The following is a 17,411-nucleotide window of genomic DNA, read 5'->3' as shown; positions in this document are numbered from 1 at the left end:
ATGCCTGATATTTTATCTATAAAAAATCTTTTTGTTGAATATAAAGTAGGGGAAAAATCAATACCTGCGGTTAGGGACGTTTCATTTACATTAAACAAAACCGATTCTCTTGCAATAGTTGGCGAGTCCGGCTGCGGAAAAACAACGCTCGGGCTTTCTATAATAAATCTTTTACCTAAAGAAGCGAATATCTCAAATGGAAAAATATCCTTTTATGGTGAAGATATTCTACAACTAAAAGGTGATGAAATAAGAAAAATCAGAGGTGCTAAAATAGGCTTTGTTTTTCAGGACCCGTTGTCATCGTTAAATCCTGTAATAAAAATTGGCGAACAGATAAGAGAAACTCTTAAAGCACACAATAAGGATTATTCGGAAGATAAAATAAATAAGATTTTAGAAATGGTCCAGTTGAATAATCCTGAAAGAATAAGAAATTCCTACCCGCACCAGCTATCAGGCGGAATGCGGCAAAGGGTTATGATTGCTCAGGCTCTTGCACCTAATCCTGAAATTCTTATTGCGGATGAACCGACTACTGCCCTGGATGTAACAATTCAAAAAGAAATACTTAAACTCTTTGAGAAACTTTCGAAAGAACTTAATTTAACAATAATATTTATCACTCATAATTTTGGGATTATTTCTGACTTGTGTAACAGAATTATTGTTATGTACGCAGGTGAAATTGTTGAAGAAGGTAATACAAAAGAAATATTAAAAAATCCGCTTCATCCTTATACTAAAGCACTTTTGTCGGCAATTCCTAAGGCAAATGTGAAACAAACAAGGTTTAACACAATACCGGGGGATGTTCCTGAACCTGCATTGTTGCCGGATGGCTGCAAGTTTAATCCAAGGTGTCCGAGAAGAATAGAAAAATGCCTAAAGAACGTTCCACAGTTGGTTGAGAATGATAATAGGAAATTAAGGTGTTTTAACCCATGAAAATATTAAAGAAAATAATAAATATTATTTTTGGATTAGCGATAGCTATAGTAGTTGTAATGGCAGTTATAGATATTTACAATTTCCTGAGTATAAGAAATGAATATAATCCTGTGAAAAGACAAATATACTATATCTCCAAGGATATTAAGCAAATAGAAAAGGAAAGAAATAAAATATATAAACAATCAAATATATTGAAAAGCAGGCAACTTTTATTAATTGAAAATAATAAAAACTTAATTGAAAAAAGTATATATTATTCAAATGAAAATTTATTGACATCTGGTAGAATAAATGAAATTATTAACAGTAAAGATATTTACATTCTTGTAGATACTAAAGAAAATGTTCTTTATGTTAAGCAAAAAGGGCAAATTATAAAAGAAGCAAAATGTTCCGTAGGTAAAGGCGGGACGATTGTAGATAAAAAAACAGGAAGAAAATGGGAATTTATTACACCAAGGGGTGTTTTTGTAATAAAAAGTAAGATAGAAAACCCGATTTGGGTTAAGCCCGATTGGGCATTTTTAGAAGATAAAAAGGATATACCGCTGCTAAATGCTCCGGAAAGAAGAGTAGAAGGGGAACTTGGCAAATATGCAATGGATTTAGGTTTTGGTTATAAGATTCATGGAACCCAAAAAGAGGAATTTTTAGGAAGGGCGGTTTCGCATGGCTGCATCCGGTTAGGAGCAGTTGATTTGGAATATATATATAACATTGTAAAAATCAATAAAACTGTTGTATATATTTATTAAGACTTACCCCTCACCTCTTTCCTCTCCCCACAGGGGAGAGGACGAAAGGTGAGGGGGGGGATATTATAGAATTTTCATAGGGTTTGTTTGATATAAAATAAGGGTAATTACAGGTTTAAATGAAACGAGGGTATAGTGATTAAATTTTTTAGGATTATATTAAGGATTTGTATATTATTTATATTTGGTATAGCTTTATTTATACATTTAAAACTTCCAAGTTATACCAATGCAATGGAACATGAAACATCAGAATTAAACAAGCAATTGAAAATGCTTTCAAATCAGAAAAATTATGAATTGATATTAATCCAATCCGATTACAGCGATGTAGAAGTAATAAAGCAGGATATGATACCAAGCCTTGAAAATGAGAAAAAATCGTTAATGGAACAGTATAAAGCTTTGTTTAAAGAGAATAGATTGCTTAATGGACAACTTAACATACTTACAACTAAAATAATATTTGACACGACATCAAACAGATTGAAACTTGTCAAGAGAGGAAAGATAGTGTCAGATATACCTGTTTATAAAAAATTTGTACAAGACTTTTTAAAGAGTGAAATTGATAAGAAAATATTAAAAGTACTTGCAAAAGAAAAAATGCCTACGCCGATAAGACCGGTATGGACATTTGAGGATATAACAGTAGAAATCCCAGCTGAGAATTCCCCTGAAAGATTAATGACAGGAGCTCTTGGAAATTATGCAATCTATTTCACTGATTTTCTCATAATACATGATAAATCAAAAAATTATAAGTATCACGATACGATAAATCATGTTTGCATACAGTTGAATACAAAAGCTATGAAGAAATTTTATGATTCTATTTATGTAGGCAATAAATTATATGTTGAATAATTTAGTTTTAAAAACCACTGATGTAAGTAAAAGTTTTTTAATTGAAAAAACATTATTCATAGGTGCGCCTATTAAAGTAAAAGCAGTTGAAAAGGTTTCAATTGCTTTGGAAAGAGGGAAAGTTTTAGGAATAGCAGGCGAATCGGGAAGCGGAAAAACGACACTTGCTAAAATCATTGTAGGATTTATACGGTCTGATTCAGGCGATATTATTATAGATAATGAAAATATATTAAGTTACACAAGAATTGAACTTGCCCGTAAAATTCAGATGATTTTCCAGGACCCGTTTTCTTCGCTTAATCCAAAACTTACTGTAGGAACAATGATATTTGAAGCAATTAGAACAACAAACAAAAATTATGAGATAAAAAAACGTGCAATAGAGATTTTAGGGTTTGTCGGTTTACCCGAAGCTTCATTAAAAAAATATCCTCACCAATTTTCAGGCGGTCAAAGGCAGAGGATTGCAATTGCAAGGGCATTAGCAGTAGAACCGGAAATAATTGTTGCAGATGAGCCCGTTTCTTCTTTAGACATTTCAGTCCAGGCACAGATTATGAATCTTTTCCTGGATTTAAAGGATAATTTGGGGTTATCGTATATCATAATTTCTCACGATTTGAATTTATTAGGGTCAGTATCGGATGAGATTGCAGTGATGCAGAACGGTAAGATTGTTGAACAAGATAAACCAAGTGAAATTATAAACAACGCAAAAAATCCTTATACGCAAAATTTAGTTTCATCAATACCGATTTTAAATGTATAGGAATTTCAGTGTTTAGCAGAGCTAACGCTCTGCGGCTACAATATCAATTGGTTTGTAGCTGCAAAGCGAAGCTTTGCTTAACTTGAATGCATATTAATAAAATGATAGATTTATTGAAGAATAAAAAAGACATTTGGTTTGTAGGCGGTTATGTCCGCGATTTGTTATTAGGTAAAGAAACAAAAGATATTGATTTGGTAATACGGGGTAACGCAAAAAGTATAGCAAGCGATTTTGCTAATAAAAGCAAAGGTAGTTTTGTGGTTTTAGACGATTTTAACAAGATATACAGGGTTATTACCGGTGGTGAAATATATGATTTCTCGAAAATGCAGGGAAAAGACATCTTTGAAGATTTAGGGAGACGGGATTTTACTATAAATTCTATTGCATTGCCGGTTGAACACAGTTCAACTTCAATACTTACCGGTATAATAGACCCTTTTAAGGGTTATTCCGATTTAAAACACAAAATTATCAGGTGCATTTCAGAAAGAAATTTCATTGACGACCCTTTACGGCTTTTACGTGCTTACCGGTTTTCCGGGCAATTAAAATTTAAGGTTGAAAAAAATACCGAAAGCTTTATAAAGAAACATTCTGTTAAACTAAAAAATGTTTCCGCTGAGAGGATTCAAAGCGAAATATTCCTGATATTACAATCCAAAAACAGCTATTTTACAGTATTAAAGATTTATGATTCCGGTTTGCTTGGTGTTATACTGCCGGAACTCACCTTAATGAAAAATGAAGCAAAGTGTTACTACGGTAAAATGGGACTATTAAGCCACTCATTTAAAACTTTAAAAGTATTAGAGAATTTTTATGATACTAATTTCAAAAAAATATTCCCCAAGCATTATGAAAAGATAAACCGGCATCTTGATGAAAATATTTCGAGAATATTAAAGAGGAGAACACTCTTAAAACTTGCTGTGCTTTTACATGATGTCGGGAAACCGCTATCTTCCAAAAAAATTGACGGTCGCCTGCGGTTTTTCGGACATGAAGATACAGGAAGTGATATAATCGGTAATATAGGCAAGCGATTGAAAATCTCAAAAGATGAAATACGGTATCTTAAGATTCTTACAAAACATCATATGCGGTTAGGCAACCTTACATCTGCATCAAAATTGACAGATAAAGCCGTTTGGCGGTATTTTAGAGACCTCGGAAATGATGCTATTGACCTTATCGTATTATCTGTAAGCGACGCTTATACATACCCCGAAAGCAAAATAAGAAACCTTCATAAAACAGTTGCCAATAAATTATTAAACAGATATTATTTAAAGAAAGAAAAGGTCGTTCCGGAAAAACTGTTAAACGGCAGTGAAATTATGAAAATATTAAAAATCCCGGAAGGACCATTAGTAGGTAAAATCCTACATAAACTTGAAGAAGCACAAGTAACAAAAAGAGTAAAAACAAAAGAAGAAGCCAAAAAGTTCATAAAAAATATTTGCAAAAATATGAAAAAAATATATAATGAAATTGTTAAAAAATCTAACAATCTCTGATTACGCCGATTAAAGACAAGATTACACAGATTAGATTCCGACGGTAATATCTGCGTAATCGTCTTTTAAAATCTGTGTAATCTTGCGATGAGGTCGCTAATTATGGATTATGTGCCTGCTGTAAAAAGTGAAATAGAACATTTAAAGGCGTTACACGAGATTGCATCATTTTTAAGTTTTAAGCTTACTCTTAAGGAACTATCCGGTAAGATTTTATCTATTGTTATTGATACTTTGAAAATTGAAACTGCGACTATTTATACTATTGATTATGAACAGAAACGGCTTACATGTCTTACAAGCGTTGGTAAAAATAGTGAAGGGATTATCAAACGTGATGAGCGATTGAAACATAAGCTTGGTTTTGGATTTGTAGGTTGGGTAGCACAAGTAGGCAGGTCCGAAATAGTAAATGAACCGCAGAAACACGTACAATATTCAAAAGAAGTTGATGATATCGCCGGTATTACTACTAAAAACATACTTTGTGTCCCGATTATATTAAAAAATAAAAATTACGGAGCAATTGAAGTCATAAATAAGCAAATTAAATTTGAAGAACTGGACAAAGAACTACTTTTAACAATTTCCAGTTTTATTGCTATGATGATTGAAAATACCGAGTTATACCAGGAAGTCCTGTATTCAAAGGACTATACAGAAAACATCATTGAAAGTATCCCCGGCGGTTTTATTTCTGCAAATAAAGAGGGCAAGATAACAATGTTTAATTCACAGGCACAAAATATTTTAGGTATAAATAAATCATCTGCAATTGGTAAAAATACGAAAGATGTATTTATAAGACAAACCGAGATACCAACAATCCTTTTCGATGCCTTTATAAATCAGCAAATATTAAACAGGCAGGAAGTTTATACATTAGGGAAAAACAACAAACGAATCCTAATAGGATACGGAACCATATTAATTAAAGACAAACTAGGCAAATTAGCCGGCAGCGGAATGATTTTCCAAGACATAACCGATTTTGCAAAATAATTTTTACCCTAATTTACTAATTCACTAATCAACTAATTAACTTTTTTATCACGCGGGTGTGGTCTAATGGCAGAATGTCAGCTTCCCAAGCTGAAGACGGGGGTTCGATTCCCCTCACCCGCTCAATTATTTTGCGTTCCCTACCGGAAACGTAAAATAATGATCCCGATCACATATTCAGTTATAAATAAAAATCGGGATAATAAATAGAGGATTTCACGGAAATTCAAAATTTTCAATACCTAGTCCTGTCATAAGGACTAGGTATATGTCCATATTATACTCGTTCGGACCTACTGGACCGGACAAGTAGGTAACCCCGATTACATATTCACTTATGAATAAGAATCGGGGTAATCAATAAAGTCTTAAAGGAATTTTAAAACTTTAACCTTATTAGCAGCAAAGGACACTGCCCCATGAAAAGCCCCAGCCCTTATTACCTTTACATCCTAAAATGCTCCGACACCACTCTTTATACCGGAATCACATCTGACCTTAAAAGACGCCTCACCGAACACAATAAAGGCACCGGCGCAAGATACACCTCAAATAAAACACCCGTTAAATGCGTTTATACAGAAAAACACCCCAACAGGTCATCAGCAACAAAACGCGAAAGCGAAATAAAACGCTGGACAAAGGAAAGGAAATTGCGTTTAATAAAAAGTAGATAAGAACGAAGACTTTTGCAATAAATCTTGAAATTTGAGAAAAGACTGATTACTCAAGGTTTTAACAGAATTTGTTAGAGAAATAGAAGCTGAAAATAAGAAGTTGTTTGTAAAATAGATGACAATAAGGAATCGAAGATAATTAGAAGGAGCAATCAGCATGGATTTCAGAGCAGCACACAAATACATCCGGGAAAAAAATCCTAATACACAGGAGTGGGAATACTTTTATATTGATCCAAATACACAAAAGAGGTGGAAACTATCAAAGAATGAAGCGGAGACATTGGAAAAAGAACTGACAAACATACCTAAAACACAAGGTTTAGCAAAAGAACCGGATCAGATAACGAAAGAAGAGTTTAATAAAAAGACTATAATTATTCCAACTGGGCAAAATATGAATATTATGGATAACAATCTTTTAAATTTCATAAAGTATTGTCTTGGTTATGTAAAAGTAACCAGAGAACGTACAGTGCTGGCACAACAGAAATATTCTGTTAATTTGCCAACAGTAATTTTTGGATTACTCGGTTTATTAAATAGAGATACTGACGAAAAAGTTGGTGAATTAATTAATTTAAAAACTTTTTATAAATATGACCCAAAAGATGTTCCTGAAAGTGAAATGGATGTTTACGAAAAAGAAAAAGAACTGGCAAACAAAATAAATGATATTTATAGCAAATACAGAAATGACCAATATACAAAACAGATTATATTAAGTTTTGGATATTTTGAAATTGAAATTCCTATTGAAAGTAGTGAAGACATTATTTTACCAGATGAACAAACAGAAAATGTGGAAGAAAAATCAGTAAGAACCAAGATTGATAGGTATCCACTTTTTTCATTACCGGTAAAAATAGAACAAGAATTTAACAAAAAAACAGGTGCTAAGGAATATTCTATTTGTCTCGTTGATCCAGAAGTCCAAGTGAACATAGGAATGCTAGAATCAATACTCGGTGATGATTTGTATTTTCAGCTTTTAGAAGAGATGGGTAAATATGAAATTGAGGGGCAATTTACTTTGCCCATAATAAATTTAGATATTTTCATAGAAATATGGCACAAAATAAAGGCACAACTTAGACTAAAGAACACTAATTTTGATGAAAAATCTTTTTCACTTGAAGAAATAAAAATTGCTTTAAGCCCGAAAGCAAATTATTTTCTTGCCGATGATTTAGCAAAACTTACTCAATTAACAGAAGAAGAACTTAGTAAAACCGCGCTTACAAGCTGGGCGCAAGACGATGAATTAAACATCGAGACCGGCACTCCGCATGAAAAAGACTTATATTTTCCATTTCTTTACGACAAATATCAACTTTCTACGCTTTCAATTCTTGGAAACAAAGCGGCAATTATTCAAGGTCCGCCTGGAACCGGGAAATCAGAAACAATTTCAAATATACTTTGTCATCTTGCCGCTACTGGTAGTCGCGTACTTTTCGTTAGCCAAAAAGCACAAGCTCTTAAAGTTGTAAAAGATAAACTCAAAAAACTTGATGTAAAATATTTGTTTGGCTATCTTCCCAATCCAAACTCGGCGCAAATTGGGGAAGAAGATGAAGCAGATGGTATTGCGCCACAATTAAGTGCACTCGGAGCTCATATTGAAAAACTTGGATACAAATTTAATGCAAGAAAACATTTAGTGGAATATAGTGGCGACAGTATTTCATCTCCAACGATTGATAAGATTGTTGAAGAAAAAGAAAAAAATCGTAATGCGCTAAATGAAGTTATTGCTATTCAGAGAAAATATTACCAGTTACATCAAGAGCTTATTCAGCTTAAAGAATATGATGTTAATGTTTCCAATTTTGAATATTTTGCCAAAAGTTTTTCATTTGCCGAATGGCAAGAAATAAAAAATATAAGAATGGAAATAGAAACACTTAACAAAGTTATCGGAGAATACGAGCGAAGCGACAAAAAGAAAGAATTTGATCGGTTTTTGCGTATTCTTAAACTAAATAGTGAACATTTTTCTGAAGCAATTGAAAATATTAGAGATGATGTTGCAAAAACAGGTTATGACCGCCATTCAATATTTTTCCGTAAAGTTAATAATATAATTCGAAATTTACGTCTCAGTAATATTCGCAAGAAACTACCACTCGAAATTGTTGATTATATAGATAAAATATTGGCCAGCGAGATATCACGAAACGAACAATCAAAGGAACTGGATTATCTTTATAATCATTGTTCTTACTATGAAAATATCCAATTCCTTAATAATGTTGAGAAAATATTACAACAAAAATTAAGTAATTGTGGTATCACCAATGACGAGTTTGAGGTTTTAGACGATAAAATTGATAATTTAAAACTTACGGATTTTAAAGAAATAAAAAATAGAATTCTACGTGTACAGGAAATAAAATCAGAACTTAAAAAACTAGCAAAAACGGACAGCACAAATAGGATAGGTTCTGAGTTAAAACGAACAGAGGAAAAAAGAATTAAGCGAGTCGCTCTTTATATCCAAAATATTATCAATAAGGGAATAATTGAGAAATGGAAAACGGGAATAACAATCAAGCAGGTTGTAAGAAAACTTGCAAGTGCTTTTGGAAAGTCAAAAAAAGCGTTTAAAACATTTGATAATCTTCGTAAAGATGTGAATAATTTCAAAGCGATCCTTGATTTAATTCCTGTTTGGATTATGGAACTTGATGATGCCAGTCGCATTATTCCGCTTGAGGCTGGGATTTTCGATTATGTAATTTTAGATGAGGCGTCTCAATGCAACGTCGCTTATACTTTGCCAGTTATGTATCGGACAAATAGAGTTTTATTTGTTGGTGATAGCGAACAAATGCGTGATAGTACGATAATGTTCAAATCAAATCGCATATTTGATGAACTGGCACATCGTTATCAAATACCAGAAGAAAGACAAATTAAATCAACTGGTTCTGCTGTTCAATCTGTTTTAGATATTGCATACAAGCGAGGTTTTATGGATAGACCACTCCGATATCATTACCGTTCACCGGCAGAATTGATAGGTTTTAGTAATGAATATTTTTATACACCCAAGGGCAAGGAGTTAATACCAATTAACAATAATTATCTTACTTACAAAAATACAAACCGCATAATGATTATTCATGAAATTAAATCAGATTGGAGTGAAGAATTTTCGGACAATGTAAATGTTGCTGAAGCAAAAGGGGTATTAGAACTTTTTAAGGAATTACGTAATGATAAACGCTATCATGAAAAATCTATTGGTATTTTATCATTTTTTAACGCTCAAGCGACTTATATCCGCGACCTCTTTGAGAAAGAGGGATTTAGAGAAGAAGATGACAATTACATAGTTAGTATTATTGAGGGTATTCAGGGTGATGAGAAAGATATTATAATTTATTCATTCGTCATCAGGATGCCTGAGCAAAAAAATAGATATGTGCCGTTAACAGGTGAAGGTGGCGATATTCGAGCCGATATAAACAAAGGTAGAGTTAATGTTGCGTTTTCACGGGCAAGATTGCAAGTACATTGCTTCATCAGTTTGTCACTGCAAGAAATGCCAGAGAGAATTTGGTTGAAGAAATATCTTGAATACGCACAAGATAACGGAGAGGTTAAATTTTATTCAACCGATCTCAAGCCATTTGATTCTTATTTTGAAGAAGAATTTTTCAATCTTTTACTCGCGTATCTAAAACATGGTTATAAAATTCAAAATCAAGTGGAAAGTTGTGGTTTCAAGATTGATTTTGTCATAAGTAATACAAATACAGGAAAGCGTATTGCAATTGAGTGTGATGGACCATGTCATTTCAAAGACGAAATAGATGAGGCATATGGTATCCATATTGAAAGTGATGAGGAACGCCAACGTGTTCTTGAAGCTGCAGGTTGGAGATTCTGCCGAATTAAATATGCCGATTGGATAGATGAAAAATTTGATCGCAACACAGTGTTTCAATTTATAATTGATTTGTTAAAATAAACAGGAAGAAGAAGGACGATGTTTAAATGGTTGTCTTATAGGGAATGATGAATGTTGTTAGATAAATAGATAAAGGGAAGTTAGGGGACATCAACTAACTTTAAAGTGGTGCATAACAGTTGGTACGGTAGGTATCCTAAGTTGGGTACCGATATATTCCATCATAATTACACAATAAATAAGTTCATAGGCTAACGATGGGATGGCTTAGTTGATTTCTCAAAATTTCAACAATAATCTTGATAGATAATTGAAAATAAAAAGTAATGCTTATCTTCTCAAATTAAAGTTTTCTTAGTATATAAATTATGCCTAAACTAACATTTTTTGGTGGTGTAGACGAAATCGGTGGGAATAAGATTTTCCTTGAAGAAGGCAATACTAAAATATTCCTTGATTTTGGTATGTCTTTTAATGAAGAGGGGAAATTCTTTGAATTCCCTTTATTAAGACCAACAAACATAGATGACCTTCGTAAAATAGGTGTTATTCCTGAGATAGAAGGCCTTTATAAGAATGCCGGACTTAAAGTAAGTTATGAAGCTAATGGAGATTTTACTGTAAATGGGATTCCTGAAGACCGCAACGTGGATGCTATACTCTTATCACACGGGCATCTTGACCATTCCGGTTATCTTGGGTTAGTTCGTCCCGATATTCCCATCTATTCATCTGCTGCTACAAAAAAATTCCTTAAATTAAGAGGCGATATTAATAAAAACTGGGCTGCTGAAGCCGAGCAGGAATCTTTTAACGTTATTGAGTTAAATGAAGAGAAGCAGATTGGCAGGGATATTAAAATCCGCAGGTTTGATGTGGACCATTCAGTAGTCGGCGCAAGTGCATTTTTGATTTTAACTAAAAATAAGAAAATAGTGTATACCGGTGATTTCAGGTTCCACGGGTATAGGAAAAAAGAAACAGAATCGTTTTTAGAAGCTATATCAAAAGAAAAAATAGATGTTTTAATTACAGAAGGTACACGTTTATCAAGAAATGAGGACAACGATGCATTAGAAAGTGAAGACGAGGTTTTTGCAGCTGCATGCGATATTACAAAAAAAGAGAAAGGATTGGTAATTTATGATGCTTCTCCCGCAGATATAGACAGGGTAAGGACTTTACACAGGGTGGCAAAAGAGACGGGAAGAGAATTGGTAATTGATGATAAAAAAGCTTACTTTATTTTGTATTTAAATTATAATGAACCTAAAAATATTGTTGATAATTTATTGAGTATAGATGATTTTAAAATCTACTTATCCAGGGAAAAGCTTAATAAAAAATCTAAGAAATACTCGGAAATGCCTACTGCAGCAATGAATTTGTTTGTTGAAACTTTTGTTACCGGAAGAGATGGTTATCAGAGGATATTGCTTTCAGCACAGGATACTGCTGAAAAGCATCCGGATGCAATAAAAATACCAAATGAAAATATTTTCTGGGGTCCTATAGGGAGGGAAGCAATTTTAAGTAATCCGGAAAAGTATATTTTGTATACTTCAAACGGACCTCTTACGTTCCTGCAGTTTTTACCGGTTAATGGGAAAATACAGGGAACTTATATATACGGAAAAGCAGAACCGTTTAACGAAGAAATGGAGTTTTCGTATGATATACTTAAAAATTGGATAAAACTCGCCGGATTGAAAATGGAACATGCACACACGTCAGGGCACATATCCAAAAAGGACTTGAAAAAATTTATAAAATCGGTTAATCCAAAATGTGTTATACCTGTTCATACTGAAAATTCTGCTATATTTGAAGAGTTTGGAGTGAAGGTTTTAAGACCGGAATTGAGAAAGTCAATAGAATTGTGAAAACCCTTGCATATAGACACTGAACAAGTAGCAGACTGAGAATAAAAGAAAAATACTATAAGGAATCCCCCCTAGTTTTGTTGTAGACAAAACTGGCAGGGGGGTACTTTTTCTGCGAAAAAGTAAAAATATCCTTGACTTTTTTCAATCAAAATGTAAAATAAGATTATGGCTAAAAAAACTTTTATACTTGACACGAACGTTTTGATTCATGACCCGGAAGCATTTACTGAATTTAAGGACAATAATGTTGTTATTCCTATGACAGTTATTGAGGAACTTGATAATTTAAAAACGTTACATGATGAAAGAGGTAAAGCAGCAAGAAGCGTATCGCGTAAATTAAGTCAACTTATTATAAAAGGCAGGCTCAGCGAAGGCGTTTCTTTAGCAGATGGCGGAAAACTGTTCGTAGAACTTGAACAAAAACTAACCCTACCTTACGATTTTTCAAACTCAAGGAAAGATAATCTCATTCTTTCTTCGGCATTTGCAAGACAAAAAAAGGGAGAACAGGTAGTATTCATAACAAAAGACATAAATTTGAGAATTAAGGCAGAAGCAATAGGCGTTAAAACTCAGGATTATGAAAAAGAAAAAATAAAAATCGAGCAATTATACCAGGGTTACAGGGAAATCAGCGTATCAAGCGAAGTGCTTGATAAATTTTATAAAAATAAATCAACAAAAGTAAAAGAAGAACTTACCGCAAATGAATTTGTAATGTTAAAAGATGAATCAAACCCGCAAAAGTCAGCACTTGCCAAGTATGATATGAAGTCAAAAACACTCGTTGCGCTTGTTTATAAAGAAACTGCTGTTTGGGGACTAAAACCGCTGAATATGGAACAAAAATTTGCATTTGAGCTTTTGCTTTCGGATAGTATCATGCTTGTAACTCTTATCGGTGTTCCGGGTGCAGGTAAGACATTATTATCCTTAGCGGCAGGACTTCAAAAAACAATAGATGAAAAAAATTATAAACGGCTCCTTGTAGGGAAATCAGTAACGCCTGTCGGTAAAGATATCGGATATTTACCAGGGACAAAAGAAGAAAAAATCTCGCAATGGATGGGTTCTATATACGATAATTTGGAGTTCCTTGTAGATAAAAACAATCCGGATGAGAATACCGAAGAAAAAGTCCAGTATTTCTTTGACAGCGGGAAAATCGAAATTGAAGCATTAGCGTTCCTTAGGGGCAGAAGTATTCCTAAACAGTTTATTATTATTGATGATGCACAAAACCTTACCCCTCATGAAATAAAAACAATTATTTCAAGGGCGGGAGAAGGCACAAAAGTTGTGCTAACAGGTGACCCATATCAAATAGACAATCCCTACCTTGATGCCGATTCTAATGGTCTTACCTATCTTGTTGAAAGATTCAAAGGTCAGGAAACCTACGGGCATATTAGTTTTAAAAAAACAGAAAGATCAAATTTAGCAGCCTTAGCAGGCGAACTCTTATAATATAGGCGAATAAACATTAACATGATTCGCGTTTATTCGCGTTAATTCAGCGAACATTCGCGTTTTTTTTATTATGGATAACCTTTTTGCTGATTTACATGTTCATACAAAATATTCAGATGGAACATTATCTCCGGATGAAAGTGTTAGATATGCACAGGAATTTAAAATTGCTGCCATAAGTATAACAGACCATGATACAACCGATGGTGTGCAAATAGCGATAGACGAGGGTTTAAAAAGAGAAGTTGAAGTGATTCCCGGTATTGAACTTTCTGTTGAAATAGAAAATAATAAAGAACAGGAAATGCATATATTGGGTTATTTTATTAATTGGAAAGATTCGTTTTTGCAAGAGAGACTAAAAACATTCCGTGAAGCAAGAAAAGAAAGGGCATATCAAATATTGGATAAGTTTAAAAATCTTGGAGTTGTTATTGATGAAAAAAGGTTATTTGGAATTGCAGGTTTAGGCGTTATTGGTCGTCTGCATTTTGCAAAAGCTTTAGTCGAAAATAAAATTGTTTCAAATATATCTGAAGCGTTCTGGAAGTATCTAGCTGTCGGTAAACCTGCGTATGTTAAAAAATATTGTTTATCGTCGGATGAAGCTATAAAGCTGATTTTGCAGGTTGGGGGTATTCCTGTGCTTGCGCACCCGCATTTTAAAGACATTGAAATTAATATTATTCCGCCACTTGTTAAATCAGGTTTAAAGGGTATAGAGGTCTGGCATACTAAACTTTCTTCAAGCGAGACTAAAAAGTTAAAAAATATAGCAGATAAACTTGGATTAGTAGCAACCGGTGGTTCTGATTGTCATGGTGCTATGGAAGGAGTTGCTTCAATAATAGGAACAGTGAAAGTTCCATATACAACTGTTGCTAAGTTGAAAAAACTTCAAAATGGCAATTTAAAAAATAACTAATATTTTTTTTCTTGACTAATTATTTAATTTTTATATAATATCAATTAAGACTTATAACTGAAGGAATTCCGTGACCTGCCTGCTGTTAGGTAGGAATTCGGAAGCTGCCCCGCAACGGTAAAGCCCGGTCTATCAGTTATGAAAATTCCGAGGGGAAAAAGGTGGTTTAAATTACCTGACTCTTTCTGGAGTTAGGTTTTTTTTTGTGGCAAGTCTCATAATTGTAGTCGCACCGCCTTGCGGTGCCATAATGTTGGCAGACCGAGGGTCTGCAACTACAAAAGTAAATAGGGGAAATAATACATATGATACAAGTTTATACAGGTAATGGCAAAGGGAAAACAACAGCTGCTATTGGTCTGTCTATAAGAACTTTAGGACACGGTATGAAAGTGTGCATAATCCAGTTTTTTAAAGATAAAAATTTTTATGGAGAACAAAATGTTTTATCAAAACTAAAAAAAATAAATTTTTATTCGTTTGCACAAAAGCATCCGTGTTTTTATAAAAATATAAAAATAAAAGATATTAAAAATGAATGTTCAGAAATTACTGGTTTGATTGAAAAGATATTTAAAGAAAATAAATATGATTTATTGATTCTTGATGAGTTAAATGTTGTTATTCATGACGGTTTTGTTGATGTTGAAAAGATAGTCAATCTGCTTAAAAAAAGACCAAAAACCATGGAAATAGTTATTACGGGAAGAAGTGCTCATAAGAAAATACTTAAATTAGCTGATTTAGTAACAGATATGCGGCTTGTAAAACATCCGTATTATAAAGGAATAAAATCACGTAAAGGGATTGAGTTTTAAAATGGGAAAAATAACATTTATTTTAGGCGGTGTAAGAAGCGGGAAAAGTTCATACGCCATTGAACTTGCCAAAAAGAAAAAAAATGTAATATTTGTTGCAACTGCTATGCCCTTTGATAATGAAATGAAAATAAGAATAGAGAAGCATAAAAAATCCAGACCTAAAAGTTTCAAAACGATTGAAATCAAAGATAATCTTTCAGATATTTATAAAAAGGATTTTGATACTGCAATTATTGATTGTCTTACAATTTTTGTTTCGAATTGTATGTTATACAAGAAAACTGAAGAAAAAATTGTTGATAATGTCAGAAGATTTCTTAGCGAATTTAAAAGCAAAAACAAAAATATGATTATTGTTTCAAATGAAGTAGGAATGGGAATAGTTCCCAAAAATAAGCTTGCAAGAGATTTTAGAGATATTTTAGGCAGGGTAAATCAGGTTGTGGCTGAATATGCAGATGAAGTTTATTTTTTAATAGCAGGAATTCCTATGACAATTAAAAAAATATGAAAGTAATATCTTCATGGAGCGGCGGAAAGGATAGTTGCTTGCATTGTAAAAAATAGTTTAAAAAATCTAGTTTTTCACTAAACGAGACATTTTTAACGGTGCATAAACCTAAAATTTCAAAACTCTCTCACTTCGTTCGTTCAAACATTGAAATTTTTTAACGGTTTATTCACCTAAATGTCTCTAAATCGTAAAAAACTATATTTTTCAATACTATGCTAATTATGAAATTATCGAATATAATTTAGGAGGGATAAATGTTAGGTAAAAAAATTGTGACTACTGTTGAAAACATCAAACCACTTGATGAAATTCTTTTAAAACATACACAAAAACGGCTTGATAATTTAACGAAACCATTGGGTTCTTTAGGGAGATTGGAAGAACTTGCAAAACAGGTTGTTGCAATTACAAAGAAAGAATCGCCGGAATTAAAAAAAAAGGTAATATTTACACTGGCAGCTGACCATGGGGTTGTGGATGAATGTGTGTCCTGTTATCCAAAAGAAGTAACAGCACAAATGGTTTATAATTTTATCCGTGGCGGCGCCGGAATTAATGTTTTAGCAAGACATATAGGCGCAAAAGTCATTGTTGCTGATTTAGGGGTAGCGGAAGAATTGAAAATTAAGGATTCAGGATTTTGGAATAAAAAAATAGCAAAAGGAACTAAAAATTTTGCAAAGGGTCCTGCAATGACGGAAGACGAAGCAATAAAATCTATTGAAATGGGAATAGAACTTGTTGAAGAGGAACTGAAAAATGGAATTGATATCATAGGCACGGGTGATATGGGGATTGGCAATACGACCTCATCTTCTGCAATAACTTCACTAATATGTAATGTTGAAGTTGAAAAAGTTACAGGGAGAGGAACCGGAATTGATGATAAAACATTAGGGAGCAAAATTGAAACAATAAAAAAAGCTATTGCATTGAATAAACCGAATAGCAAAAGCGGGATTGATGTTCTTTCTAAAGTCGGTGGTTTTGAAATTGGCGGGCTTGCTGGAATAATTCTTGCCGGTGCTGCAAATAAAATTCCTGTTGTTATTGACGGATTTATTTCAGGAGCAGCAGCTCTTCTGGCTTGTGCTATGCAGCCAACAACCAGGGAGTATTTGATTGCTTCTCACTGTTCGGTTGAACAGGGACATATTGTTATTCTGAATCATCTTGGATTAAAACCTATTTTAAATCTAAATCTTCGTCTTGGTGAAGGAACCGGAGCAGCGTTAGCGATAAATATAGTAGATGCAAGCTGCAAAATACTCACACAAATGGCGACTTTTGATTCGGCAGAAGTCAGCAAAAAAATGGAATGAT

14 protein-coding genes and 1 tRNA gene are annotated in these 17,411 nt (G+C 33.2%); all 15 read left to right on the top strand.

Annotated elements, in window-relative coordinates; genetic code table 11:
• The 15 genes from PHE88_07275 to cobT all read left to right on the top strand — a co-directional run bounded on the left by PHE88_07275 (position 1) and on the right by cobT (position 17,410).
• Positions 1–948 (top strand): ABC transporter ATP-binding protein, encoded by a 948-nt coding sequence (locus PHE88_07275; GenBank protein MDD5687614.1) that lies wholly within the window; start codon positions 1–3, stop codon positions 946–948.
• Complete coding sequence (locus tag PHE88_07270; protein ID MDD5687613.1) at positions 945–1,709, top strand: L,D-transpeptidase; 765 nt, start codon at positions 945–947, stop codon at positions 1,707–1,709. The genes PHE88_07275 and PHE88_07270 overlap by 4 nt, the downstream gene beginning before the upstream one ends.
• 135 nt (positions 1,710–1,844) lie before the next feature.
• The gene (locus PHE88_07265; GenBank protein ID MDD5687612.1) at positions 1,845–2,576 is read left to right on the top strand and encodes a L,D-transpeptidase; all 732 of its coding nucleotides are present in this window, start codon (positions 1,845–1,847) and stop codon (positions 2,574–2,576) included.
• Complete coding sequence (locus PHE88_07260) at positions 2,566–3,348, top strand: ATP-binding cassette domain-containing protein (GenBank protein MDD5687611.1); 783 nt, start codon at positions 2,566–2,568, stop codon at positions 3,346–3,348. Before PHE88_07265 ends, PHE88_07260 begins: the two co-directional genes overlap by 11 nt.
• A gap of 86 nt (positions 3,349–3,434) precedes the next feature.
• The gene (locus PHE88_07255; protein MDD5687610.1) at positions 3,435–4,871 is read left to right on the top strand and encodes an HD domain-containing protein; all 1,437 of its coding nucleotides are present in this window, start codon (positions 3,435–3,437) and stop codon (positions 4,869–4,871) included.
• Positions 4,872–4,973: 102 nt separating this feature from the next.
• Positions 4,974–5,873: a GAF domain-containing protein gene (locus PHE88_07250; GenBank protein MDD5687609.1), complete on the top strand. Its 900-nt coding sequence runs from the start codon at positions 4,974–4,976 to the stop codon at positions 5,871–5,873.
• A 52-nt stretch (positions 5,874–5,925) separates the two neighbouring features.
• A tRNA-Gly gene (locus tag PHE88_07245) sits at positions 5,926–5,996 on the top strand.
• 296 nt (positions 5,997–6,292) lie between these two features.
• On the top strand, positions 6,293–6,550 hold the full coding sequence (locus tag PHE88_07240) for a GIY-YIG nuclease family protein (protein MDD5687608.1): 258 nt from the start codon (positions 6,293–6,295) through the stop codon (positions 6,548–6,550).
• Positions 6,551–6,707: 157 nt separating this feature from the next.
• The gene (locus PHE88_07235) at positions 6,708–10,529 is read left to right on the top strand and encodes an AAA domain-containing protein (GenBank protein ID MDD5687607.1); all 3,822 of its coding nucleotides are present in this window, start codon (positions 6,708–6,710) and stop codon (positions 10,527–10,529) included.
• Between the two features lie 308 nt (positions 10,530–10,837).
• Positions 10,838–12,352 carry an MBL fold metallo-hydrolase gene (locus PHE88_07230; GenBank protein MDD5687606.1) on the top strand — a complete coding sequence of 505 codons (1,515 nt, stop codon included), beginning with the start codon at positions 10,838–10,840 and terminating at the stop codon, positions 12,350–12,352.
• Positions 12,353–12,520: 168 nt separating this feature from the next.
• Positions 12,521–13,825, top strand: coding sequence for a PhoH family protein (locus tag PHE88_07225; protein MDD5687605.1), 1,305 nt, complete (start codon positions 12,521–12,523; stop codon positions 13,823–13,825).
• Between the two features lie 73 nt (positions 13,826–13,898).
• Positions 13,899–14,753, top strand: a complete 855-nt coding sequence (locus PHE88_07220; GenBank protein ID MDD5687604.1) for a PHP domain-containing protein — start codon at positions 13,899–13,901, stop codon at positions 14,751–14,753.
• Between the two features lie 305 nt (positions 14,754–15,058).
• Positions 15,059–15,571, top strand: coding sequence for a cob(I)yrinic acid a,c-diamide adenosyltransferase (gene cobO, locus PHE88_07215; protein MDD5687603.1), 513 nt, complete (start codon positions 15,059–15,061; stop codon positions 15,569–15,571).
• Between the two features lies 1 nt (position 15,572).
• Positions 15,573–16,085 (top strand): bifunctional adenosylcobinamide kinase/adenosylcobinamide-phosphate guanylyltransferase, encoded by a 513-nt coding sequence (gene cobU / locus PHE88_07210; protein MDD5687602.1) that lies wholly within the window; start codon positions 15,573–15,575, stop codon positions 16,083–16,085.
• Positions 16,086–16,342: 257 nt separating this feature from the next.
• Positions 16,343–17,410: a nicotinate-nucleotide--dimethylbenzimidazole phosphoribosyltransferase gene (gene cobT, locus PHE88_07205; GenBank protein MDD5687601.1), complete on the top strand. Its 1,068-nt coding sequence runs from the start codon at positions 16,343–16,345 to the stop codon at positions 17,408–17,410.
• Position 17,411 lies beyond the last annotated feature (1 nt).

The organism is Elusimicrobiota bacterium (assembly GCA_028718185.1).
In the GTDB taxonomy this organism is placed as follows: domain Bacteria; phylum Elusimicrobiota; class UBA8919; order UBA8919; family UBA8919; genus JAQUMH01.
The sequence above is the reverse complement of the archived record's forward strand: the minus strand, read 5'-3'. Positions and strand labels throughout refer to the sequence as shown.